At 33.7% G+C, this 24307-nt stretch carries 21 protein-coding genes and 1 tRNA gene; 10 read left to right on the forward strand and 12 right to left on the reverse strand.

What is annotated here, in order from left to right:
* Positions 1-12: 12 nt before the first annotated feature.
* On the reverse strand, positions 13-684 hold the full coding sequence (locus LO744_RS16460; protein WP_230671304.1) for a TrmH family RNA methyltransferase: 672 nt from the start codon (positions 682-684) through the stop codon (positions 13-15).
* 84 nt (positions 685-768) lie between these two features.
* On the opposite strand from LO744_RS16460, the gene LO744_RS16465 reads away from it, so the two are divergent.
* From LO744_RS16465 to LO744_RS16480, 4 genes are all read left to right on the forward strand, one after another.
* Complete coding sequence (locus LO744_RS16465; RefSeq protein WP_230671307.1) at positions 769-1785, forward strand: asparaginase; 1017 nt, start codon at positions 769-771, stop codon at positions 1783-1785.
* A 61-nt stretch (positions 1786-1846) separates the two neighbouring features.
* Positions 1847-1933: transfer RNA gene (locus LO744_RS16470), tRNA-Ser, on the forward strand.
* 558 nt (positions 1934-2491) lie between these two features.
* Positions 2492-3406 (forward strand): hypothetical protein, encoded by a 915-nt coding sequence (locus LO744_RS16475; protein ID WP_230671309.1) that lies wholly within the window; start codon positions 2492-2494, stop codon positions 3404-3406.
* 159 nt (positions 3407-3565) lie between these two features.
* A complete protein-coding gene (locus LO744_RS16480) occupies positions 3566-4297 on the forward strand; it encodes a hypothetical protein (protein ID WP_230671311.1) in 732 nt (243 codons plus the stop codon).
* 115 nt (positions 4298-4412) lie between these two features.
* On the opposite strand, the gene LO744_RS16485 is transcribed toward LO744_RS16480, so the two are convergent.
* Positions 4413-5477: an IS110 family RNA-guided transposase gene (locus LO744_RS16485; RefSeq protein ID WP_230671313.1), complete on the reverse strand. Its 1065-nt coding sequence runs from the start codon at positions 5475-5477 to the stop codon at positions 4413-4415.
* Between the two features lie 268 nt (positions 5478-5745).
* On the opposite strand from LO744_RS16485, the gene LO744_RS16490 reads away from it, so the two are divergent.
* The 5 genes from LO744_RS16490 (at position 5746) to LO744_RS16510 (ending at position 9310) form a co-directional block, all read left to right on the forward strand.
* On the forward strand, positions 5746-6261 hold the full coding sequence (locus LO744_RS16490) for a hypothetical protein (RefSeq protein WP_230671315.1): 516 nt from the start codon (positions 5746-5748) through the stop codon (positions 6259-6261).
* A gap of 151 nt (positions 6262-6412) precedes the next feature.
* Positions 6413-7066 carry a DUF4279 domain-containing protein gene (locus tag LO744_RS16495; RefSeq protein ID WP_230671317.1) on the forward strand — a complete coding sequence of 218 codons (654 nt, stop codon included), beginning with the start codon at positions 6413-6415 and terminating at the stop codon, positions 7064-7066.
* Positions 7067-7257: 191 nt separating this feature from the next.
* A complete protein-coding gene (locus tag LO744_RS16500; protein ID WP_230671319.1) occupies positions 7258-7779 on the forward strand; it encodes a hypothetical protein in 522 nt (173 codons plus the stop codon).
* A gap of 174 nt (positions 7780-7953) precedes the next feature.
* Positions 7954-8505, forward strand: coding sequence for an ASCH domain-containing protein (locus tag LO744_RS16505; protein WP_230671321.1), 552 nt, complete (start codon positions 7954-7956; stop codon positions 8503-8505).
* A gap of 247 nt (positions 8506-8752) precedes the next feature.
* Entirely contained in the window at positions 8753-9310 is a 558-nt protein-coding gene (locus LO744_RS16510) for a hypothetical protein (protein ID WP_230671323.1), read from the forward strand.
* Positions 9311-9687: 377 nt separating this feature from the next.
* On the opposite strand, the gene LO744_RS16515 is transcribed toward LO744_RS16510, so the two are convergent.
* From LO744_RS16515 to LO744_RS16535, 5 genes are all read right to left on the reverse strand, one after another.
* The gene (locus LO744_RS16515) at positions 9688-10386 is read right to left on the reverse strand and encodes a hypothetical protein (protein WP_230671325.1); all 699 of its coding nucleotides are present in this window, start codon (positions 10384-10386) and stop codon (positions 9688-9690) included.
* Positions 10387-11291: 905 nt separating this feature from the next.
* Positions 11292-12734 carry a TolC family protein gene (locus LO744_RS16520; protein WP_230671327.1) on the reverse strand — a complete coding sequence of 481 codons (1443 nt, stop codon included), beginning with the start codon at positions 12732-12734 and terminating at the stop codon, positions 11292-11294.
* Positions 12721-15915 (reverse strand): efflux RND transporter permease subunit, encoded by a 3195-nt coding sequence (locus LO744_RS16525; RefSeq protein ID WP_230671329.1) that lies wholly within the window; start codon positions 15913-15915, stop codon positions 12721-12723. Before LO744_RS16525 ends, LO744_RS16520 begins: the two co-directional genes overlap by 14 nt.
* Before the next feature lie 87 nt (positions 15916-16002).
* Positions 16003-17085, reverse strand: a complete 1083-nt coding sequence (locus tag LO744_RS16530) for an efflux RND transporter periplasmic adaptor subunit (protein ID WP_230672534.1) — start codon at positions 17083-17085, stop codon at positions 16003-16005.
* Between the two features lie 144 nt (positions 17086-17229).
* On the reverse strand, positions 17230-17619 hold the full coding sequence (locus tag LO744_RS16535) for a hypothetical protein (RefSeq protein WP_230671331.1): 390 nt from the start codon (positions 17617-17619) through the stop codon (positions 17230-17232).
* Positions 17620-17865: 246 nt separating this feature from the next.
* Between LO744_RS16535 and LO744_RS16540 the strand changes: the two genes are divergently transcribed.
* Entirely contained in the window at positions 17866-18246 is a 381-nt protein-coding gene (locus LO744_RS16540) for a hypothetical protein (RefSeq protein WP_230671333.1), read from the forward strand.
* 31 nt (positions 18247-18277) lie between these two features.
* Here LO744_RS16540 and LO744_RS16545 read toward each other — a convergent pair whose 3' ends face one another.
* The 5 genes from LO744_RS16545 to porK all read right to left on the reverse strand — a co-directional run bounded on the left by LO744_RS16545 (position 18278) and on the right by porK (position 24248).
* Complete coding sequence (locus tag LO744_RS16545; protein WP_230671335.1) at positions 18278-19309, reverse strand: NAD(P)/FAD-dependent oxidoreductase; 1032 nt, start codon at positions 19307-19309, stop codon at positions 18278-18280.
* Positions 19310-19497: 188 nt separating this feature from the next.
* Positions 19498-20436 (reverse strand): type IX secretion system ring subunit PorN/GldN, encoded by a 939-nt coding sequence (gene porN / locus LO744_RS16550; protein WP_230671338.1) that lies wholly within the window; start codon positions 20434-20436, stop codon positions 19498-19500.
* A gap of 18 nt (positions 20437-20454) precedes the next feature.
* Positions 20455-22044 (reverse strand): type IX secretion system motor protein PorM/GldM, encoded by a 1590-nt coding sequence (porM, locus tag LO744_RS16555; protein ID WP_230671340.1) that lies wholly within the window; start codon positions 22042-22044, stop codon positions 20455-20457.
* A 41-nt stretch (positions 22045-22085) separates the two neighbouring features.
* Positions 22086-22778, reverse strand: coding sequence for a type IX secretion system motor protein PorL/GldL (porL, locus tag LO744_RS16560; protein WP_230671342.1), 693 nt, complete (start codon positions 22776-22778; stop codon positions 22086-22088).
* Positions 22779-22832: 54 nt separating this feature from the next.
* Positions 22833-24248, reverse strand: a complete 1416-nt coding sequence (gene porK, locus LO744_RS16565; RefSeq protein WP_230671344.1) for a T9SS ring complex lipoprotein PorK/GldK — start codon at positions 24246-24248, stop codon at positions 22833-22835.
* Between the last annotated feature and the right edge of the window lie 59 nt (positions 24249-24307).

Raw genomic sequence — 24307 nt, forward strand, 5'->3', positions numbered from 1 at the left:
TAATAAGAACTTTTAAAAGTGAAAATTATTGTCTTTAAAATATTTCTCTAAAATCATCTCCCCACTTTTTATAGAATTTACCGCCCAACGAATCTTCATTCTAAGCAGTTTTTCTTCATTCAGTTTGTAATCAATATTAGATTTTATCAGTTTTTGTTTCAACTCATACATACAAATCGATGCCGCCACCGAAACATTAAAACTTCGGGTAAAACCATACATCGGAATCGCCAAAGTTTCATCTGCAAAATCTAAAATCTCCTGAGAAACGCCTTCCATTTCAGTTCCAAAAACCAAAGCAATCGGTTCTGTAATTTCATATTCAGGCAACATTTTCGCATTATTTTCTAATGAAACGGCGACAATTTTGTAACCTCTATCTTTAATTTTCTGAAAAGATTCCATATTTCGGGGAAGTTTTTCCACTTCAACCCATGTATCTGCGCCTTTTGTTACTCTTAAATTGGGCTCAAAATTATTTTCTTCCTGAAGGGCAACCACTTTATGAAAACCACAGGCTTCCACAGACCTTACAATCGCGGCTGCATTTCTAAACTGATAAACATCTTCCAAAACCGGAAATACAAAATCTGAACTTTCAGGAGCAAAATGCTCTATTTTTCTTAATCTTTCGTCCGTTAAAAACTGTTGTAAATACTTGTAAGTTTTTGCTAAATCTTCCATCTTCTTTCAAATCTTTGCAAATTAACGTAATTTTGGAATTCTGAACCTGAAAAGAAACTCAAAATCTTTAATTTAAATTAAAAAATGAAGCGAAAAGTCCTTCTGATTTATACCGGCGGAACGATTGGTATGGAAAAAGATTACGAAACGGGAAGCCTACGTGCTTTTGATTTCGGAAATATTTTTGAGAAAATGCCCGAAATGCGACTCATGGAATGTGAAGTATTTGTGCATCCTTTTGAAAAACCTCTCGATTCTTCCGATATGGGACCCACAGAATGGAGAATGATTGCCAATTTAGTTTTTTATAATTATAAAAAATATGATGGCTTCTTAATCCTTCACGGAACGGATACTATGTCTTATACAGCTTCTGCATTGAGTTTCATGCTAAAAGGTTTAAGAAAACCGGTTATTTTAACAGGCTCACAACTTCCGATTGGAGATTTAAGAACAGATGCCAAAGAAAATCTTCTGACGAGTTTATATTATGCGAGTCTTTATGAACAAAACGATGCCGTTATTCAGGAGGTTGCGATTTATTTTGAATATAAATTGTTACGTGGAAACCGTACTTTGAAATATTCTGCGGAGTATTTTGATGCTTATGCAAGTCCGAACTACCCTATCCTTGGGCAATCGGGAGTACATTTGAAGATTGAAAAAGACAACCTTTTCCGATGTGACGGCAGAATTGAGTTTCATGTAGATGAGCATATTTCTGAAGACGTTCTTTTCTGGAGAATTTTCCCAGGAATGCAACTGAACCATTTTAAAGAAATCCCTAAAATGAAAGTTTTAATTTTACAAGTTTTCGGCTCAGGAACGATTTTCAGCAGTGAAAAAACATTGGAAACTTTACAGCAAATCAGAAATAACGGAACTGAAATCGTAGTGGTAAGCCAGTGTATTTCAGGTGGAATTTCTTTTGGAAAATATGAAAATTCTAATATATTCTCAAGAATCGGCGCCATCAGCGGAAAAGATATGACTGCAGAAGCTGCGATTACCAAAGCTATGCATCTTATTGACAACCCTAATTACAGCGGAACTTTTGCTGACAATTTTTCAAAGAATCTTTGTGGAGAAATAAGTGAATAATTTTAAAATTAAGAATTTGTTAATTCAATAAAATACTCTATTTTTGCAGTCTTCAAAACATAGAGAGGTGTCCGAGTGGTTGAAGGAGCTACCCTGGAAAGGTAGTATGCGGGTAACTGTATCGAGGGTTCGAATCCCTTCCTCTCTGCAAAAGCGTTGATTTTTCAACGCTTTTTTTTGTTTGAAAATTTGGTATTGTTAAATCATAATACATTTGATTATCTTTTCATTAAACTAATAAATTCTAAAGTATTGATAATCTGTTTTTTTTAAAGATTAAAAACATTAACAAAGTTCTACAAAACTATTTCAAATTAACAATACCAAAAATTTCTTTCTTAATAAAATCTAGCTTTTTTCCAGCCTCTTTTTCTTCACCAACAAATAATATAATTTTCTATCTGTTGTTGTGTAATATCTTTGGGTTTATTTAGCAGAAAGTCTAAAGGAAAGATGAGATGTAAACGTTTTTACACCTCTATCAGCATAACTTTGCATATGGACTATGGTTATAAATTGCTCTATTAATTTTTCGTTCATTATTGCACTGCGTTTATCCAAATATAAATAACAAACTAATTTACAAACCGTTATAAAAACATTAAATAAGATAAGCGCAATTGTATATGTTTAGTATTAACGCAATGCGTAAATTTGGATGTTAGCGGTAATTTTAGCAGACCGAACGAAACAGAATAAGAACAAGATGAAAATATTACTTTTTACACTATTATTATTTCAAAATTTCACATACTCACAAAGGGTAGATTTAAGAAAATTGACTTTAAATAGCAACATCATTCTTTTTGTTGAAAGAAATGACTTTGATTATTATTCAAAAATTAAAAATGACCATTTTAGCGAGAATAAAATAAAAATAAAATCAACACAACAAATATTAAAAAATAATGTAACTGAAAATTTTCTTAACACATACATTCCTGTTCCAAAAGAAGGAAATGATTTTTATGACAACGGGAGAATAAATGGTGAGGACTTTATGGGAGTTGGCGAAATAGCAGAACCAAACAAAAAATATTACAGTATTCTTTTTTTGAAAAAACAAAAATCAAAACTCATTTTGTTAGCACATATAAACAGAAGTGATTTTGATTGGAAAGAACTCATAAAAAAAATTAATGACATTCAAGAAATAGAAAATACAACTTCACAAAAAGAAACTTACAAAAAAAACATAGATTATTACCTTAAATATGATGATTATCCCAGCTATGAATTTATTGAATATTACAAAAATATAAATATTTTGAAATCAGATAGTTTAGTATTGGATAACAACCAATTAATTGTAGCCAAAGAAAAATTTCTAAATGGAATAGAGAGATATTATGACTTAGTATGGAATAAATTTCCAAAAGAAATTTCTAAATATTATATACAGAAAATGAAAAAAATAAGTCAAACCGAAAATGAAGAAGAAATTTCCTTTTACGATTTTCAAGAAGCCTACGAAAGAGCAACTCACACAGGATTTATGGACGATAGTGAAATGGGAAAATTAAAGAATAAGCTTTTTGGCAATGACGAAGCAATATTTGAAGAAAAACAGAAAATAATGAAAACCTTAATCGAAAACGCAGAAAACAAAAACTACCGCTAACAAGGTATTGCCAAAAGCGTGGCTGAACAGCTTCGATTGGGCATTTGTGCAAAATTCAACATTCGTTCGTCGATTGAACTTTAGTGCAAAAAATCCCCGCCTTCGGCAATACCCAGTCCGTTACTGTAATCTCCTCCAAAATCGCGCAATAAACTGAATATGAAAAATTTAATTATCCTTTTCGCACTTTTGATTCCCTTTATAAGTTATGCTCAAAATAAAAAATTAAATTCTGAGACTAGGACAAAACAACTAAAATTGCAAAATCAAGAAAACGCACTGGATTTTAAAAGATTACAAAAGGAATTATCCGAAAAAGACAGCATAAATAAAGGTCCATTTACTTATGGAATTTTCCCTTATCCTGATTATGATAGTATAAGTAAAAAAACATTCTCCGGAATTGGTACAACAGGAAATTTTTACGGAATAAATTTAAACGGAAAAAAAATAGTTTACACAAGTTTTTCTGAGAATAAAAATAGTTTGAATAATTATAGAGTTAAGGAAAATAATAGAATATTCTTTACGATTGTAGTTCTAACAGATTTTATTGATGAAAAAAATTTCAAGTCTATGAAATCTCAAATAGTTTCTAGAAATTTTCCAGATGTAATTGGTCAAGGATATATAAAAACGAAAGAAAACAAAATAGATTTCTCTGCTTTTGTGACCCTTGAAAATGATGAATTCGCTATAATTAATATGAAATTGTACAACCTAAAATATGGCAATATAATTTTAATTGCTCCTCAAAAAGAGGGAAGTTTAAGAAGTATTCAAATTTTAGCAGATGAAAACTTAACAACAGAAAATATAAAAATGAATGTTGAAAAACTTCTTAAAAATCAACAAATAAAATCATTCTTCACAAATGAAAATGTAATTTAAAAAGAGACTACAGTTAACAAGGTATTGTAAAAAGCGGGGCTGATGTGCTTCGATTGCCCCACCATCGCAAAGATTCTGTGTTAACTTCCAAATATTTTTTAATATTTTTACAATCTTAAAGCGACCCAGAGTCAGCTTCTGTAGGGTGAAAATCTTTTGTGGTTTTCGCCCTATTTTCTTCAAAATTGACCTCGTAAAATGTTTTTGTCTTGTATAAAATATACATTAATTCTAATAATTTTCGCTGGACAGCAACCAAACCTTTCATTTTAATCCCCGTTTTGCTCACGATTCGATGAAATAATTCACGATGCTCTTGATTGAGTCTCACCGCTGTCATCGATGGAAAATGAAGCGTTTTACGCAAATTCTTATTCCCCTTTTTGCTGATTCTCGGCTTGCCTTTTACTGATGTTCCTGATTGTTTTTCCCGAATATCTAAGCCTGCATAACTTGTTAACTGTTTCTTGTTTCTAATCAATTCAAATCCATTGGTTTCTGCTAAAACCGCAATGGCGGTAGCTTTTCCAACACCCGGAATGCTACTCAGAAAACCCATACCCAGCGTAGCTTCACTGCTATTCCCCACTTCTTTCAGCATATCGGTATTGATTTCTTTTTCCTGCTTTTCAAGCAAAGTAATTCGTACCTTCAGACGTTTTAATGTTTTGGCATTGGGCAAAGCTTCCACTTTTTCGGCATGAAGCTGATTCATGCACACCACACGCTCGCTGATTACTTGATTTTTCTCCCGACTAAGCTGCTGAAGCTCTTTGTACACCTTGTTGGCAGGTTGCCATTCTTCTAATTTTCTGCTCAATCCAAACTGGGCAATAGCGATGGAACAACTCTTATCGGTAATCGTTTTAATATCTAAAGTCCGCATGAAATTGCTGATCTTATTGGGCAAAACAATAACCACTTTTTCTCCTTTTGAATGAAGATAATAAGCAAATCTTTCGTGATAAACACCTGTAGATTCCATCACAAAAAGAACTTCTACATCGACAGATTTTTTCTTAAAAACCCAATCCAGCAAAGATTTAAATCCTTTTTCAGTATTCCTGAAAACTTGATACTCTTTCGTGCATGTCGTCAAATCGTCTTGCAATTGACCTAAAGAAACCACCAATTCGTCTTGCGCAACATCAACTCCTAAAACCTGTTTTAATACTTTCATATCCTTAAATTTTAAAAAAGCAAAATCTTCCTCCGTTTTGTCTCCTAACTGTTATTCAAGATGTTTCTGAAACTCTTTACATTCTGTTCAAACTCTAAAAGAAGTAAAGGAATGAGGATGTTTCTTTGCGAGAATATATCTTTAAGATTATTGAGCCCCAAATCTTCTCTCATTCCTTTTGCTTTTATTCACAAATTTATTAATTTGCAAACATAGGAGAGCCCCAAACAGTTAATCGACATTTTATCTAAACTCACGTCAATAAAAAATGAAAAAGAAAATTTTATTTTTTTCAGCCTCAATATTTATTTTTATTATTTTTATTTCAACAAAACTAAATTTAAATCCAAATTTTGCCGATTTTGAAATTGAAAAAATATTCTATAAGAATTACTTTCCTGAACCTGCAAATACTAAAACTTACGCGTCTTCTCTTATTTATGAAAATGAGAATAGTCTAACTTTTCCGAGAAACAAACCGCAAAAAATAATTCTTTATTCAAATCATAATTGGCTGAAAAATAAGTATGAACTAAATGATGATGAAAGTTCTAAGCTTTTAAAAATCCTTAATGACAGCACAAAATATAGATGGGGAGAATTAGGTACCCCAGAAGTTCATTACTACTTTAAATACTTTGACGAAAAAAATAATCTGATTGGAATCACAAAAATTGACCAAGAAGGTATGGCATATTCTGAACCATATTTAGCAAAAATGAAATGGTGTGAAATAAAAAATATTAATGAAATAAATAATTTAATAAAAGAAATTGAAAAATAAAAACGTCGCGTAACAAGGATGGGTTTTGCACTAGTGGAGAGAAACTGCAAAGTTCAACGATTCTACTTCGGTTCAACATTTGTGCAAAATTGAAGTTTTGTGCTTATATTGCCTTGCCTTCAGCAATATCCAAAACGTTAACAATAATACTATGACCGACCAACAAGCAATAGAACTTATTGAAAAAGAATTCAAGGAAAGGATACTTGGAGTGACTGAACAATATCTTGAAATCCACAATCCAATCTCTATAGATAATAAACTAAAAATTGACCGTATTGACCGAGACAGAAAAGACGAAATAATTATAGCTTACCTACCAATAGTTGACGAAAGATTTTATTTTGCAGTTTACATTGACACAAAGGCACATGAAATAACAGGTATTGGAACAGAAGCATTTCACAGAGTTTGTTTCAGAGCAACATCGGAAGCTCTAACTGTGGACGACATAAAAGCAATGACACATTTGATGCCAACTGAATTTTGGAACAAAGGAGACTTGAAGCCAAACGGAAAATCAAATCATACGTTTAGCAGTTTTAAAATCCTACCTAATCCTGAACCAGATGAGTTTGAAGACAAACTAAAAAAACTACTTGACTTTTTGGAACAAGATAAAGATGGAATAAAACAACTTACGGAAAAAGCAGAAGGCTATATTCAGGTTACTATGGACATTCATAATGCAAATGGAATGATTGGCGGACACAACATTGACACAAACAACATACGAAGGATGAACGACTTGAAATTATCAATAAATTTTGACCTTTATGTGGGTGGAAAAAGCTTTAAGGAATAGAGAACTACTACAGCTAACATGGTATTGCCAAAAGCAGGGCTGAAGTAATTCTCTATTGAACTTTTTGTTTATATTTAAACTGTGGTATTTCTGTTAATCTTGGATAGAAAAATTTCCGCCTTCAGCAATAGCCGGAACGTTAGCGGTCAGGCTGACAGAACCCAACGAAGAACAACCTTAATAAAAATTGAATGAAATTTTGGATTAGAATAATTTTACTGACAATATTCGATTTTGCAATAATTTGGTTATGGATTAAACAAATGAACCCTGATCCAAGCATTTCAATTGGAATTTTAATACTTGTTCCATTTGTTGTTATCTTGAATTTAATTATTGCTTTGATTTTATACTTTACAAAAAGAGAATTTGTTTCTTTATTTGTAGTCAACTCAATTATTGCTGGAATATTAATGTTCTATTTATTTGGTAAAGGCATTGATAGATATCAAAATGAAAGACTTGAAATTTGGAGCTTTAAATTGCAAAACACGACTTATGTAATTACACATTGGAAACTCGAAAATACTTTTAGTATGAGTGAAACCAATAACCCTGGTTCTTCAACAGTTTTTTTAAACGGAAAATTTATAAAAAAAGGAAATGAATATTATCTGACGACAGATACAACTGAATTTATTATCAAGAACGAATATTTTTATAAATTCAGAACTGAAAATGACAGTATAAAGTTGACAAAAATTGAAAGATAACCGAACAAATAAAAAGCCCGAATCGCTAACAAGGTATTGTTAAAAGAAGGACTTAAGTAATTCTATTGAACTTTTTGTTATATTTAAACTATGGTATTTCTATTGAGCTTGGATGCAAAAATTCCCGTCTTTGGCAGTACCCAAAACGTTAACTGTAACCAAAAAAACTAAACCTTGCTAAAATTAATACTTACTATTGTTTTAATAACTTTTGTGTCTTGTACTCAAAGTGAAAGCTCAACAAAAAAAGACAATAAAAACAAACACGAAATAACAAACACGATGACCGAATATTGGAAAGAATTTCAACAAAAGAATCCTGAATATAGTAATACTCCACAACCCCAATCGTTTTTCTTTTGTGATAATAAAAAAGATGCTGATGAATGTGCCGAATTGGTTGTTAAAAAAATAAAGCAAGCAACTTCACCATCCGTTTGGTGGTTTAAAAAAAACAATGAGTCATTTCCTAAAATTGGAGATTTAGCGATTGTTACCAATTGGAATGGAGAACCTAAAGCAATAATTAGGACAAAAAAAACTGAAGTCGTTAAGTTTAAAGATATAACACCAAAATACGCTTATACTGAAGGAGAAGGAGATAAAACTTTAGAATATTGGAAAAAAACACACTGGGATTACTACACTAATGAAATGAAAGAATTCAATGAATCACCAAGTGAAGATATGGAAATTGTTTGCGAATACTTTGAAACTATTTGGTAAAAACTTGGTTATAGCTAACGAAGATTTTGCAAAAGTAGGCTTAAGTGAGAATTAAAACTAGTCTTCAAATCTTCTCAAAAAACTAATTTCTTTCGCTTTTTTGTTATATTTACTCCATAAGCATTGGCTTTTGCTCAAGTATTGTAAAAATTGAAATTTTATTGATAAACAACAACCGTAATAAAATACGATTTCAATAAATAAACTAAACAAACCTCATTTAAACATTAAATTAAACATAACAAGAATGACAAAAAAAGTAAAATTAGCAATTGTATTATTAACAACAGTTGCAAGTATGAATGTAAATGCTCAAAAAAAAGCAACTATAAAAACCACTAAACCAAAAACAGAAGTAAAGACGGCGCAAACAACGGAAAGCAAAACTTCTGAACCAACCAAACAAGAAACAATGGATTGGATTGGCGGAAAAATGAAAGAAAAACTTGCAGAAAATAGAAATTTTATTTCATATAATAATGGTGTTTTTGTTACAAGCAAAACTTATGTTGGTGATATTACCGTAACTATTTCTATAGATTTAAACAAAGTTACAGGAGTAAGCAATGAATATTCTTCAGATTTTGTTGTTTCGGGGACTAAATTATGGAGTGCTGAAAAATCCAACGATCCCGGTTCATTAAGCTATGGACAAAATCAATTTATCAGCGGACCCAATTATGAAGATAGAGATATCCTTTTCAATTTTACGCCAGACCAGGCTTTAGTAGAAAGATTGAAAAAAGCATTTGCTACACTTAAAGAGTATAACTCAACCCAAAAAAGAGCTGACGAAAAATTTTAGTTTATAAATCCGAAGAAGAAAAACTGTCACCAAAAAGGGCTTTGCAATAGTGGGGCGAAACTACAAAGTTCAATAGCTGTACTTCTGTTCAGCTTTTGTGAAAAATTGAAGTTTTCTGCTCTTGATTAAATGTCGTCTATATTATAATTTTCACTCATCTAAGTCTAAAAAACAAAATCCAAATCGATTGATTTGGATTTTTGCTTGAAATGAACCTTTTAAAAATTCATTTCGACAATATAATGATGTATGAATGGTTGTGTGTTTTGATGAAGGACTTCTTCCCTAGCCCGGATTGCAACGACATCCTTTTTCTGAAATGGATAAAGCGTTGGCGAAAAAGATACAGTGGAAAGCCGGATAAAGCTCCTAAAAAATCAGTTGCAAATCGTTAGAAAACTTTGTCCTCTCATATGGATTTTTATAGACGCTTCAGATTTTAATTCGTGATAGATACTTTGGTCGAAAGCTTCCACTGCTTTCAGTTTGTAATCTATAAAATCGGCAATTCTTACGACAGAAAAATAGAAATTTCTATACAAAGATATATCGACTGTGCCACCGAAATGAGGAAGAAAAGCCTTTAAGAATGGAAGTTTTTTCTGGTGCACATCGTAATCGGGACAGTACCCTGTTTTTTCTTTTGCTGTGATGATTTGATAATGATTGAGGTAATCTAGAATCGTCTCATTTTCTTTCATCGAAGTTTTATTTTTCTGAAAATAGAGGTGAATTCTGTCTAAAATATGTTGAGCATACTCCATCATCGTGATGGTTTTTGTTTCAGAAACATTATTGATTCCCGTTTTGAAATTTTTGGCGTTAGAATGATTCATATTGAACGAAATCCCAAAATTTTCATGGTACGGAAAGAAACAGTTTTTAATTTCAATCACCGCATCTGCCTGCAATCTGTCTTCAGAAAAACTGTAACACAAATACGGTTTATACATCTCTTTCAGATGAAGCAAAAAATCTGTTTCACTGGTATTTTGGTCGCTTTCAAACCATTTTTCGAGATTGTTATAATATTGCTTTTCGAATTCTCTAAAACTTAAATAAAACGGGATTTCCATAGCTCTCAATATTTTATACAGCAAAGCTATAGGTGTATTGCGACAAAACTCGACGTGTTTTATTTTGATGAAAAGAATTATTTTAAATTCTATATGATTGACTTCTGATTTTCTCCCAATCAGTTTTTTTAAAACCTGAGTTTGGGATAAAAAATTGAGCAAAATCTTTTATAACGCAAAGATTTTAATTTTTAGGCTTATTATTTTAAGGTGCAAAGAAGCGCGACAAAGTCGCTGATGAAGCTTGAAGAAAACCAGTAGTGCTTATAAAAAGCAATACGATTATTTTAATGAGATAAATTTATTATGTTGATTAAACAGTTTTTTAAAACCTGAGTTTGGGATAAAAATTGAGCAGAATCTTTTATAATGCAAAGATTTTAATTTTTAACCTTATTATTTTAAGGTGCAAAGAAGCGCGACAAAGTCGCTGATGAAGCTTGAATAAAACCAGTGTTTATAAAAATTAACACTATTGATTTAATGGGTAAAATCTGCACAATCATTGAAAATTTTACATTTTGTAAACTTTTGAATTTCCTTTTTCCCAATCATTTCTTTTGCCGCTTTTGCGGTTAAATAAGAATTAGCTTAGTAACTCACTACCTGAGAACTCCGGAAGTTCCCCGCACTCTGCAGGAGACTTTCGGAGCTCTCCGGAGGGTTCCCACAGATTGCAGGAGACTGTCGGAGGATTCCGGAAGTCACAAACACCCTTGATTTAAACAAACGGAGAACTCCGGAAGTTACAAACAAGGGTGTTTTAAATCTCCGGAGGACTTCTTTGGTTACAAACACTCTTGTTTGAGACTAAAGAAGTTTTAACATATAAAAAAATCCGGCTCTGAAAACAGAACCGGACTCCACACAATTGAAATAATGATATATATGAATAAAAAACTAATTTATTTCCAGCCGCCGCCTAAACTTTTGTAGATATCGACCACGGTGCTTAATTGCTTTTGCTTAGCTTCAATCAACTCCATTTTTGCATCTAAAGCGTCTCTTTGGTTTAAAAGAACTTCCAGATAATCAGCTCTTGAGTTTTTGAAAAGCTGATTAGCAATATCAATAGATTGGTCTAAAGCCTGTGTTTCCTGAGACTTCAGCTGATAATACTGGTCGATATTTTTCACTTTAGACATCAGGTTTGAAATATCCAAATACGCATTCAAAATGGTTTTGTCATATTCATACAAAGCCTGAATTTGCTTTGCATCTGCTGTTTGAAAATTCGCTTTAATCGCACTTTTATTAATCAGCGGACCTGCCAATTCTCCCACCAAATTGTAAGCAATTGACTCTGGCATTTTAACGAGATAAGATGGTTTAAAAGCTTCCAATCCTAAAGTTGCAGAGATTTCTAAAGTAGGATAAAACTCTTTTCTTGCGGCTTCTACATCTAGTTTTGCAGCTTTTAATTCTAATTCAGCCTGTTTGATATCAGGACGGTTTGCTAACAATTGAGACGGAATTCCTGTATAAACCGTTTGCGGAATGGTCGACATAAAGCTTTCCTTTGTTCTCACAATCGGTTGCGGATAACGCCCACACAGTGCATTAATCTGATTTTCCTTTTCCGTAATCTGCTGACGAATGGTATATTCTGTTGCTTTAGATTTAGCCAATTCAGCCTCAAACTTTTTCACTGCCAGTTCTGTTGCAGCAGCAGCTTGTTTTTGAATCTTAGCAATCTCTAAAGCTCTTGTCTGCAACTTAATATACTGCTGAATAATATCCATCTGATTGTCCAGCGCCAATAATTCATAATAATTATCGGCTACTTCCTCAATCAGATTTGAAAGCACAAAATTCTTTCCTTCAACTGTTGAAAGATAATGTGCTACGGCGGCATCTTTCTCTGTTCTGAGTTTTTTCCAAATGTCGATTTCCCAGTTGGCCATCAAACCGCCTTCGAAATTTCCAAGCGGATCTGGCATTTCTTTTCCGGGTTCGATTTCTGTGGAAGCATCACCTGCTCCTTCACTTGTGTAGCGACCTGCTTTTTTTAATCCGGCTCCTAAACCAGCTCTTACTGTTGGAGTAAGCTTTCCTTTTTTAGCAACGACTCCACTTTTAGCAATTTCAATTTCCTGAAGCGTAATCATTAATTCCTGATTATTTTTCAGGGAAGTTTCAATTAAACTCACCAAATTAGGGTCGGTAAAAAACTGTCTCCAAGGCGTTGTTCCGCTATTGTTATTAACATCCTGCTGTTCGTTTTGATTAAAATTCTCAGGAATATTATTTTTCACATCATCCTGAATCACCGTTGCCATCGGAGCTTTACAGCTCGCCAAAACAAGTGATACGGCAATTGCGGCAATATATTTATTATAAATCTTCATGTTTATCATCGTGTTGATAAGGTTCTGTTTGTTCAGTTAAAGGATTTTCTTCTTCGTATTTTGCCAGTCTGGTTTTATCGGCAATTGTTCCGAAAATGTAATATAATCCAGGAATAATCATCAGTCCGAAAACGGTTCCTAAAAGCATTCCTCCTGCAGCTGCAGTTCCGATGGTTCTGTTTCCTACCGCTCCCGGTCCGGTTGCCATTACCAAAGGAATTAATCCGGCAACAAATGCAAACGAAGTCATCAAAATTGGTCTGAAACGTACGGCTGCTCCTTCAATTGCCGCTTTCGCCACAGAAATTCCTTCTTCAGCTTTTTTCTGAACGGCAAATTCGATAATCAATACCGCATTTTTACCTAAAAGCCCGATGAGCATTACCATCGCAACCTGTGCATAAATGTTGTTTTCTAATCCTAAAAGTTTCAGACATAAAAACGCTCCGAAAATACCTGTTGGTAAAGATAAAATTACTGGTAAAGGAAGAATGAAACTTTCATACTGCGCTGAAAGAATTAAATAAACAAACCCTAAACAGATTAAGAAAATATAAACCGCTTCGTTTCCACGACCTACTTCGTCTTTTGAAATCCCTGCCCAGTCGATTCCGAAACCTCTTGGTAACGTTTTATCAGCCACTTCCTGAATGGCTTTAATTGCCTGTCCCGAACTGTAACCAGGAGCCGGAGTTCCGCTCACTTCCGAAGAATTGTACATATTATGACGAGTGATTTCCGAAAGTCCATACACTTTTTCCATGTGCATAAAATCTGAATACGGAACCATTTGGTCTTTATCGTTTTTCACATATAATTTCATCAAGTCACTTGGCAAAGCACGATATTGAGGACCCGCCTGAACAATCACTTTATAAGGTCTGTCGAAACGGATGAAACTCGTTTCGTAGTTTGAACCGATTAACGTTGATAAATTATCCATTGCTTTTTCAATACTCACCCCTTTTTGTTCGGCTAAATCATTGTCGATTTTAAGCATATACTGAGGGAAACTCGCAGAATAGAATGTAAAAGCAGAGCCCAATTCAGGACGTTTTTTCAATTCTTTCACGAAGTCTGTACTCACCTTCTCCATTTTTTGATAATCTCCACTACCGGCTTTATCGAGAAGTCTTAATTCAAATCCACCTGCAGCACCATAACCCGGAATTGATGGCGGCTGGAAAAACTCAATATTCGCACCCGGAATATTTTTAGCTTTTTCTTCGAGCTTTTCAATAATTTCGGCGGCAGATTCTGAACGTTCATCCCAGCTTTTAAGGTTAATCAAACATGTTCCTGAGTTTGAACCTGTTCCTTCCGTTAAGATTTCATAACCAGCTAAAGATGAAACAGACTGTACTCCATCAATATCTTCCGATTCTCTCAATAATTCTTTAGCAATCTGATTCGTTCTTTCCAAAGTAGAACCCGGAGGAGTTTGGATAATCGCATAAATCATTCCCTGGTCTTCACTCGGAATAAATCCTGAAGGAAGTTTATTGCTTAAAAGATAAGTACATGCACAGAAAATTAACAACAAAGGAAGCGTAATGAATTTTTTAGTCACTGTTTTATTCAATAACTTTTCATATTTCCCCGCTCCTTTATTAAACGCATTGTTGAACTTATCTAAAAGAATCGTAATCGGACCTTTTTTCTTAGCTTTTCCGTGATTATTTTTCAGAATTAAAGCACATAAAGCTGGCGTCAAAGTCAATGCAACAACTCCAGAAAGAATAATTGCCGAAGCCATTGTAATCGAAAACTGACGGTAGAAAACTCCAACCGGCCCCGACATAAACGCTACCGGAATAAATACCGCCGCCATGACCAATGTGATGGCGATAATCGCACCACTGATTTCGTGCATTGCTTCTTCCGTAGCCTTTAATGCAGAAAGTCCTTTCTCTTCCATTTTAGCATGAACGGCCTCAATCACAACAATTGCATCATCGACGACGACCCCAATTGCCATTACCAAAGCGAAAAGCGAAATCATATTCAAAGTAATTCCAAATGCGGACATTACGGCAAAAGTTCCCACCAAAGAAACCGGAACGGCAATCGCAGGAATCAACGTTGAACGCCAGTCTCCCAAGAATAAAAATACCACAATCGCCACCAAAATAAAGGCTTCAAACAAGGTATGAACTACTTTCTCAATCGAAGCATCCAAAAATCTTGAAACGTCATAACTGATGTCATAATGCATTCCTTTCGGGAAGTTGGTTTTCTCCAGCTGAGCCATCAACGTTTTTACGTTTTTGATAACATCACTCGCATTCGAACCATAAGATTGTTTTACCGTAATTGCTGCTGAAGGTTTTCCGTTTAATGTAGAATAAATATCATACATTGAAGAACCAAACTCTATATCGGCAACATCTTTTAGCCTTACAAATTCCCCTGCTGATTTAGCTTTAAGAATGATATTTCCGTAATCTTTTTCATTATTAAAACGTCCGGAATATTTCAAAATATATTCAAAAGACTGAGAACGTTTACCAGAACTTTCTCCTGTTTTTCCGGGAGAAGCTTCTAAACTTTGCTGGTTTAAAGCTTCCATTACTTCATCAGCTGAAATATTGTAAGCTGTTAAACGATCGGGTTTCAACCAAATACGCATTGCATATTCACGAGTTCCCAAAATATCGGCAAAACCAACTCCACTTACCCTTCTCAATTCAGACATTACATTGATGTCGGCATAGTTGAAAAGGAATTTCTGGTCAGCTTTCGGATCATCACTGTACAAGTTAATATACATCAACATATTCGGTTCTTCACGGGTAATTTTCACCCCTTCACGCACTACCAAAGGCGGAAGTTTGTTTACCGCAGAAGAAACACGGTTTTGAACATTTACGGCTGCCACATTCGGATCTGTTCCCAAATCGAAAACAACCTGAATAGAAGTTTCACCATCATTTCCGGCATCGGAAGTCATGTATTTCATTCCTGGAACCCCATTTAATGAACGCTCTAGAGGAATTACCACAGCTTTCACCAACAATTCGTTATTCGCTCCGGGATACGTTGCGGTAATATTTACTTTTGGTGGAGAAATAGACGGAAACTGAGTAATCGGAAGTTTCATTAGTGACAAAACTCCCATAAAAACTATAATCAAAGAGATTACAATCGACAGAACGGGTCTGCGTATGAATTTTTTAAACATGTAATTTTATATTTTTTAGACAATAGATAATAGACGAAAAGATGATAGACAGCGAGTCGGCATCATTTATCAATTATCATTTATTCCTTACTCTGCTTTTAATTTTAAAGACTGAAGAACTTTCTTCGGATCTTGTGCTTTCACCTTTACTTTTTGGTCGTCTTTCACTTTTTGTACGCCTTCCAATAAGATTTTATCACCTTCTGATAATCCTGAAGCAACTACATATAAATCTGGAAGTTCATAAGCTATTTTTATATTTTTAGATTTTGCAACTCCATTTTTATCGATTACAAAAACATATTTCTGATCCTGAATTTCATACGTCGCTTTTTGTGGAATGATTAAAGCATTTTTCAACGGTAACGTCATTCTGATTTTTCCTGTTTCGCCGTTTCTTAATAGTTTTTCAGGATTGGGGAACTTCGCTCTGAAAGCAATATTTCCGGTTTCATTATCAAACTGACCTTCAATCGTTTGAATTTCTCCAGTCTGATTAAACAATTCTCCATTTGCCATCACCAAGCTTACATTCTGATTTCCACGGTCCGCAACATTCTTCTGATAATTCAGATATTCAGGTTCCGAAACATTGAAATAAGTATAAATATTGGTATTGTCTGAAAGCGTTGTTAACAAATCACCTTCGTCTACCAAGCTTCCTAATTTCAACGGAATTCTATCGATAATCCCGGAAAACGGAGCTTTAATATCTGTAAATGAAAGATGGATTTGCGCTAACTTCATTTCTGCGTTGGCTGCATCGAGCTTAGCTTTAGCCATTAATCTTTCATTTTTAGAAACAATATTATTGTCGGATAACGTACTTGCATTTCTTAATTCGATGGAAGCCTGTTCTACTTCAGCTTTTGCTTTTAATAATTCAGCTTGGTATAATTGAGGCATAATTCTGAATAAGGTCTGACCTGCTTTTACATACTGACCTTCATCTACATAGATTTTCTCAAGGAAGCCTTTTTCCTGAGCCCGAATCTCGATATTTTTTACCGACTGAACCTGGGCAACAAAATCTTTGTTAATAATCGTATCCATTTTTACTGGGGAAGTCACCGGATACACTGAGTCTTCTTGTTTTTCTTCTTTCTTCTCGTTACAGCTAAACAGCAAGAGAATTGCGCTTAATACAACGCCTGAGACAACTCTTTTCATCATAATTTTAGAGTAATATAAATCGTTAAATGTTTGATTGAATAAATAATGGTGGGGGTTTTACATTGTGGAAATCAGAATAGACCCAACGCAAAAATTTTCGCTCCGGTTTTGGAACAAAAAAGATAATCGAAAAATAGAATTTTAGATTCTGATGGAACGAATCAGAATAAATGTTTTTACAGAATTACAGTGCTGTAAAAAATCGGAAATTGAAGGTTTAAACCTTTTTTTAAATAATAATCCAAATGAAAAAATCAACCCAAATACACTTGCAAAAACAATCATTGCCTGCACTGTATCTGAAAACTGAAAATCGTCTTCAGCCAACTCTATCGAAAAACCATCTGCTGTATCTGCTGTTTGCTGAACAGAAAATTTTGCTGGCGCTTGATTGGTCTGATTAATTTTATTGGGATAATTGTGAGAAATATGACCCGAAAAGTCATTACGCAAAGTTTTAACATTGAGCTTACTTTCCACCATAAAAAGCAGAAAAAGGCTGGTCAAAAAATATACGATATAGTTTCTCATTAGAAGATGCAAATGTATGCTTAGATTTTAATACTCAATTCACTATTAACAAAATTTAACTCTTCTTGAAATCTGCTGAAAAATGAATGAGAGAAACGATTGATTATATTTAACATTAAAATAAACTATTAAAATGCGTTTAAATTCTTTAAATTATTAAAATTTAACACATTTTAAAGAAAAACAATTGTAATTTTACACAACCATAGCAATTCAATATGAAACCCTTAAAAACCACAATTACAAATGAAAAATTTAGTTCTCGGATTCATTATAATCCTCACACTATCAGCGTGTAAACATTCTGCCAAAGATCCAGAAACAACGACTATACAACAAGAAATACCTACTTCTCAGGATGAGATTACCAAGTTGACTGTTTATGATCGCCATGGTGATAATATGGATATCATTACCAATAACACCAAAAATACTGTTGCGGTAAGGCTCAGCGGAAAGACTTATGAGTTGCACAAAAATGCAGAAAACCCAAGTTTTACTACTGCTGATAATAAATATCAATTTACTGAAACCAAATATGAAGTCACATTCTTGCAAAAAGATGTTGATATGGTATTGTTTCACGGAAAAAAAGACCCATCTGCGACCAAGATGGCCTCACAATAACAAAAGACGCTTTTTGAAGCGTCTTTTGTTATTAAAATCTATCTATAGAAATCTCTTGAGGTAATGGAATATTATTTTCTATATATTCAAACAATGTTTTTGAGAAATAGCAACCATTAAGAATTCCACGGGCTCCCAAGCCATTAAAAACATAAAAATTAGAATGCTGAGAATGTCTTCCTACTATGGGTCTTCTATCTTTTACGGTAGGTCTGAAACCAAAATGCACTTCTTTAATTTCAAAATCGCCTGGATAAAATTCTGAAAGTCCTTTTTGTAGTTGTTCGACTGCAGAACTATCGATTTCGTGATGCATTTGTTCACGGTCATACGTTCCGCCATAAAAATAAAGATTATCATTTAACGGAAAAAGAAAGTGTTTTTTCTTAATTGTAATATCTTCTGGAATAGCATCGGAAAGTTTGACCCGAATGTGATGTCCTTTGTTTGGAATTACAGCAATATCTGAAAAAAATGGATTTTCTTTCCCCCCCATCCCTTCACAAAATAAAATATTTTTAAAACTAAAATCTTTATACTCAGAATTTGAGACATCAATTTTAGAATAATCAAACTTTTCCTTGACTAAATTTCCTTTACTTTCCAAATAACTCAATAAACCATTAAAAAATCCACTAACATTCAGTCTCGCTGATTGATTGACCTTTCCGGTCTGAAAGTCGTTTTTTACACCATTTAAATGATCAAATTTTTCGTCTAAAAAGTTTTTTAGCTCTTCATTGCCCGATTTTTTAAGCCAAAGCTTCTGCTCATTCTCATCATGAAAAATTCTATGGATAGGAGAATCTATTAAATAATTTTCTCCTGTGTAAGATTCGATTTCTTTTAACGATGTTTTTAAAAAATCAATCTGCTCCTGTGCTAACCAAAATGTGGTAAACTTTTTCAACACTACTGGGTTGATAATTCCGGCAGAAATCTGTGAAGCGCTTTTTTTACCCTCTGAAAAAACGACAAATGATTTATTATTTAAAAGTAACTGATGTGCAAAAAATAAGGCTGCATAGCCATCACCAACGATGATGTAATCTACATTTTTCATATGAGAAATTTGATTTATTAAAAAGGGGTTTAAATAGGTTAATCGTTTTTTAGGTGTTCGTTAATAGATTATAACTAAACCCTTAAAATTTGATAATATATTTTCTTCAAAACGATGAAGAAAGTGTTTTTAACAATAAAAAAACCTGAGTAAATGTACTCAGGTTTTTTATAAATATCAAGTGAAATTTAGTAATTCCACATATCATTTTCCATTTGAAGAATCTGATCTTTGATTCTTTGGCTTTCAGCCAATTGCTCTTCAGCATTTCTAGGAACATAATCTTTAATAGTACCATCTCCAAGACCGTTGCTTGACTTGTAGATGATTGAAGAAAATCTTCTAGCATTGATAACGTCATCAAAAGATAAATCCGCTGACGAATTTGCTCTGTTGTAGACATAATTATTTGCTAAAATATCTCTTGCTTTAGGATAATAAATCCAAAACAAATCGATTAATTCATCTTTACCAGCAATTGGTTTACCATCAGCATCAAAAACACCTTGTACTGCTGGGTCAGGACCCATTGCTGCAATACCAAGAGGTCTGTACTTCATCATACCATCTCTTTTGTCGATGAACCACATACCCATAATTTTTAAAACTTTAACTTTCTCAGTTGTCGTTTCAAAAATATCAGTATTTTCTTTTATTTCTTGTTCCGTAGGTTTTCTACCAGAAGCTATAATGTCTACTAAGCCATCACCAGTAACTATTTTCTGCAATCTAGCTTTAATTTGCTCAGGAGATAATTTAATTGAAAAATTTTCATCATCATACACCTCTTCAACTTGACCACTCATTGCTGCATCTAACAAAACTTGGTATAAAGATTTTGTCGTTTTAGAAAGCAATCCATTAGGGTTGTCGTAGTAAAGAGGCTGATTAATCTTATCATTAAGGTCAATTACTTCCCATACTGTCATACTTTTTAAGATGTCTTTTTCATCTACAAAGCCATATTCTAAAGGAGTAACTTTATTACTAATAACAGTATCTCCAACTTTTTTCATATTTTCAGCTCTCATCTGTCTGAATTCTTCCGGAGAAGAAGCATTTAGAATAGTCTGAGAGAATGCAAACCCAGAAGCTAAAACTAAAAGACTGCTAATATATTTTTTCATAATAATTGCTTTTTAATCTTATGGAACATTAATAACGATTGGAGTAATTCTCTTCACAGGTCCTTCAAGTCCCTGAGCAGTAGCTTTAATTTCAATAATCGAAACAATATCTCCAGATCTTACATTTTTCAATAAACCTTCTGCATCTGCAAGTGAATTACCTTTCACTAGCATTGCTGCTTTACCAGGAACTCTAATCATAAACTCGGTAACCGTAAATGTTACAGGGAAATCAAAGTCAGGAATTGCTGCCTGTACAGTTTGATTTTTGATTGAGCTAGCTGGCATAGAAAGTGCATTCTGCCCTCTCATCTGACCTTGTGGAGGAGGTACATTTTTAATTCTGTATTCAAATACTTGTGAAACCGATTTTCCAGTTGGATCTGTTCCTGATAATGTTAATTTAACAGTATTTCCACTTTGAGGTTTTACAATCCATTTACCCGAACCAGTATTTCTTACCTGCGCACCTGGAGCTGACAATGATAATTTAGCATTATCTGCACCTAAGATAGAACCTGAAACAGGATTTTCTAATCCTCTATACATTACGTTCATCTTATCAGCAGAAAGTAATAATCCTTGTTCTAGTTTTACTTGTTGAGGACCAGCGATTACGTTATATGTATGCGTGAACGGGAATTGCTGAGCTTTTCCTGTAGCATCTGTTAAAGTAATTACACCACCAATCTTTTTCTCACCAATACCACCAGTATTTAAAGGAAGATACCCTTTACCGTTTTCTTGTCTGCTTACTCCGCTAATGCTAATTTTACTACTGTTTGAATAGTTACCTAACATTACTACAGCTTCAGCTTTTTTACCCACCTGAACATCAGTAGGAGCAGAAACAATTGCCTCGTAGCTTGTAAACTTGATGCTTGCATCTACTTTTTCCTGAAGCATTAACGCCAATGCATCTGATTGTACGTTTCTTGCATCATTCTGAATAATCTCTAGATTTGAAATCGCAGCAATAAGTGGTTGGTGATAGAATTTATTCTGAAACCAAGTCTTACCGTTTGGAGATTTCCCAGCAGGATATTCTGCAATAATAGATTTATTTGCTCTTTCCACTAATTTCAATAACTGTGGGTTACTTCCAAAATTAGCAACAATATAAGATCTTACATCATCTAATTGCTTCTTAAGCTCTAAAGCTTTAGCAGAAGGAGCATTTTCGTCACCTTCTTTAAAGAAATAGTTAGTTGTTGCCTCATTATTATTCAGTGCAGAGAAGTTCTCACTTACGTCAGTTTCTTTTCCTGTTTTAGGATCTTTGTCATGGAAATCTGATTGCTTCTTCAGAATAACTTTAATATCATCAGCCGATTTTACCAAAACATCAATCTTGCTTTTCAGTCCTTTATACTGTTCCCAAGGTGTTGCATAGGTATCTGGTACCTGCTGAGCTTTTGCTTCTAATGTTTTCTCAAAAATATCTTCATTCTTCTGCTCCGTCAAATGTCTTGTATCATTTAAGGCTCTTGTAGAATCATAATATGATCTGATGATTTCAACATCAATGTTGAGGGCCATCATAGCGATGAACACCAAATACATCAGGTTGATCATCTTCTGACGTGGAGTCTGTTTTCCTTTTGCCATTCTTTTTTCTTTAGTTTTTGTTTAAATTAATGGTTAAGGATTTATGACTTCATAGCAGTTAACATACCACCATAAACTCTGTTTAAGCTGTTTAAGTTGGTTGTTAAACCTTGTAATTCTTGATTAAATTTCTCAGACTGTTCTGCTGATTTTTGCATATCTGCAACATATTTTTTAGCAAAATCTGATTGTTTTTGACCGTTTTCTAACTGCATTGCATAAAGAGCATTCATGCTTTCCATGTGTGAAGCAGCTTTGTTTAACTGGTCATTGTATTTGTGTGTAGAAGCAGATACGTCAACAGTTTGGTTGATTTGATCTACTGAGCTTGAAAATTTATCAATTCCTGTTCTCAATCTATCAAACAATTGCACGTCTAGTTTCGCATCCTGAAGCATTTTATCTAACTTCGTTGAAAGTGAATTCTCTAGTTCAGCAAATTGTGCTCCTGCATTTTTAGAAGAAATATTTGAATGTAAAGGATTTGGGTTTGCATGTTTATCTAACAATTCAGGGTAAACATTTTCCCAATGGTAAGATTCTTCCGCAGCTGGAGGGTCGAATGCAAAAATAATAAAGATAATTGCCTCAGTTACAAGCCCTACTGTAAGAGCGATGTTTCCGTTAATAGGTCCAAATGTAATGTGAGTAATTTTAAGCCAAGCTCCAAGAATTACAATTGCAGCACCGAATGAATAGAAGAAATTCATCCAAGCATCTTTAGTCTTAAACATATAAGTTAGTTTTTTTTAAGTGTTATAAATTGAAAATAAATAATTTAAGTGAAATTATCTGTTAACTCTTTTCGCTTTAACAGCAGCTTCAGGAATATCTTGTACCGTTCTGAAACCGATATAACTTCTTGCAGAATCTTTGTTTTCCCAGTCTCTTGCCCCTGTCATCAACATATAACCAACATCTTTCCAAGAACCACCTCTTACAGATTTTTTGTTATCTGCTTTAGATTTAATAGAAGGATTTAAAGTAGAAGAGAACCCGTAAGCAGAATTGTTGTATCCTGAATCAGTCCACTCAGATACGTTACCTGCCATATCAAATAATCCAAAAGTATTTTTCTTGAATTTTTTTACAGGAGCAGCGTAGGTATAAGTACCTTTTTTCTCATCTTCCATATAGCTACCTCTTTTTGGCTTGAAGTTTGCTAAGTAACAACCTCTATCATCCATTAAGTAAGGACCTCCCCAAGGGTAAGTTGCATTTTGTTTTCCACCTCTTGCAGCATATTCCCATTCCATTTCGTTAGGAAGACGGAAACGTAAAGGTCTTTGTTGTTTTCTTTTTAAGCTTTCGTTATAATCAGACTTTAATTTAGTTCTGAAATCACAATATGCTCTAGCTTGATCCCAAGTTACCCCAACAACAGGATAATCTTTGTAAGCTTTGTGCCAGAAATATTGCTCAAATAAAGGCTCATTATAAGTAAAGTGGAAATCATTTACCCAAACTGTTGTATCTGGATAGATAGAAATACTTTCGCTTCTTAAGAAGTTTACTCCTCTTTCGTTATCAGCGATAGCTACATCCATATCTCCCCATCTATAACCATATTTTAATTTACTAACATCAATAAGTCTTTCACTTCCTACTCTAGAAGAAGCAGGTAAATACATAGACTCAAGAACTTCAGCATATTCTACATCAGGATATTTTGATGTATTCCAATGTAATGGAATTTTCCAATCTAATTTTTTGCTTGCATCAAAACCGTCGTCTCTTCCTCCGGCTCCTTCAAGATATTCCTGATATGGTGTTAAGTTTTCTTCTTTTTTAGCAAGATAAGCATAGTCTCCGATGCTTGCGCCTTTACCGCCACCATCGCCACCTTCACCTGCAGCTTCAGCAAGCATTGTTCTAGCGATAGAATCTCTTACGTAATTGATGAAAACTCTGTATTCTGCATTAGTAGTTTCAGCTTCATCCATAAAGAAAGGAGCTACGGTTACCGTTTTCAAAGGTGCAGTTTCACCATTATTGGTAAATGATTCATCGGCCATACCAGCAATAAAAGAACCGCCAGGAATTGCCACCATCCCATAAGGTCTTTGTGCAACAAATGATTTTGTTTTTTCTCTAGGTATCAATTCTCCTTTTGTTCCAGGCTTCCCTACAGAAGAAGATCCACCACCTGAACAAGATACCGATGCTACCGACGCAGACAATAATAAAAGAAATATCCTTTTCATGTTAATTTTTATAATTAAGCCGTAAATATATAATTTTTTTAAGAAACTTTTAAGATTTT

Source organism: Chryseobacterium turcicum (assembly GCF_021010565.1).
Lineage (GTDB): Bacteria > Bacteroidota > Bacteroidia > Flavobacteriales > Weeksellaceae > Chryseobacterium > Chryseobacterium turcicum.

Coding starts and splice junctions, on each gene's coding strand:
- LO744_RS16460 (WP_230671304.1), bottom strand. CDS start 684: ATGGAAGATTTAGCAAAAACTTACAAGTATTTACAACAGTTTTTAACG.
- LO744_RS16465 (WP_230671307.1), top strand. CDS start 769: ATGAAGCGAAAAGTCCTTCTGATTTATACCGGCGGAACGATTGGTATG.
- LO744_RS16475 (WP_230671309.1), top strand. CDS start 2,492: ATGAAAATATTACTTTTTACACTATTATTATTTCAAAATTTCACATAC.
- LO744_RS16480 (WP_230671311.1), top strand. CDS start 3,566: ATGAAAAATTTAATTATCCTTTTCGCACTTTTGATTCCCTTTATAAGT.
- LO744_RS16485 (WP_230671313.1), bottom strand. CDS start 5,477: ATGAAAGTATTAAAACAGGTTTTAGGAGTTGATGTTGCGCAAGACGAA.
- LO744_RS16490 (WP_230671315.1), top strand. CDS start 5,746: ATGAAAAAGAAAATTTTATTTTTTTCAGCCTCAATATTTATTTTTATT.
- LO744_RS16495 (WP_230671317.1), top strand. CDS start 6,413: ATGACCGACCAACAAGCAATAGAACTTATTGAAAAAGAATTCAAGGAA.
- LO744_RS16500 (WP_230671319.1), top strand. CDS start 7,258: ATGAAATTTTGGATTAGAATAATTTTACTGACAATATTCGATTTTGCA.
- LO744_RS16510 (WP_230671323.1), top strand. CDS start 8,753: ATGACAAAAAAAGTAAAATTAGCAATTGTATTATTAACAACAGTTGCA.
- LO744_RS16515 (WP_230671325.1), bottom strand. CDS start 10,386: ATGGAAATCCCGTTTTATTTAAGTTTTAGAGAATTCGAAAAGCAATAT.
- LO744_RS16520 (WP_230671327.1), bottom strand. CDS start 12,734: ATGAAGATTTATAATAAATATATTGCCGCAATTGCCGTATCACTTGTT.
- LO744_RS16525 (WP_230671329.1), bottom strand. CDS start 15,915: ATGTTTAAAAAATTCATACGCAGACCCGTTCTGTCGATTGTAATCTCT.
- LO744_RS16530 (WP_230672534.1), bottom strand. CDS start 17,085: ATGAAAAGAGTTGTCTCAGGCGTTGTATTAAGCGCAATTCTCTTGCTG.
- LO744_RS16535 (WP_230671331.1), bottom strand. CDS start 17,619: ATGAGAAACTATATCGTATATTTTTTGACCAGCCTTTTTCTGCTTTTT.
- LO744_RS16540 (WP_230671333.1), top strand. CDS start 17,866: ATGAAAAATTTAGTTCTCGGATTCATTATAATCCTCACACTATCAGCG.
- LO744_RS16545 (WP_230671335.1), bottom strand. CDS start 19,309: ATGAAAAATGTAGATTACATCATCGTTGGTGATGGCTATGCAGCCTTA.
- porN (WP_230671338.1), bottom strand. CDS start 20,436: ATGAAAAAATATATTAGCAGTCTTTTAGTTTTAGCTTCTGGGTTTGCA.
- porM (WP_230671340.1), bottom strand. CDS start 22,044: ATGGCAAAAGGAAAACAGACTCCACGTCAGAAGATGATCAACCTGATG.
- porL (WP_230671342.1), bottom strand. CDS start 22,778: ATGTTTAAGACTAAAGATGCTTGGATGAATTTCTTCTATTCATTCGGT.
- porK (WP_230671344.1), bottom strand. CDS start 24,248: ATGAAAAGGATATTTCTTTTATTATTGTCTGCGTCGGTAGCATCGGTA.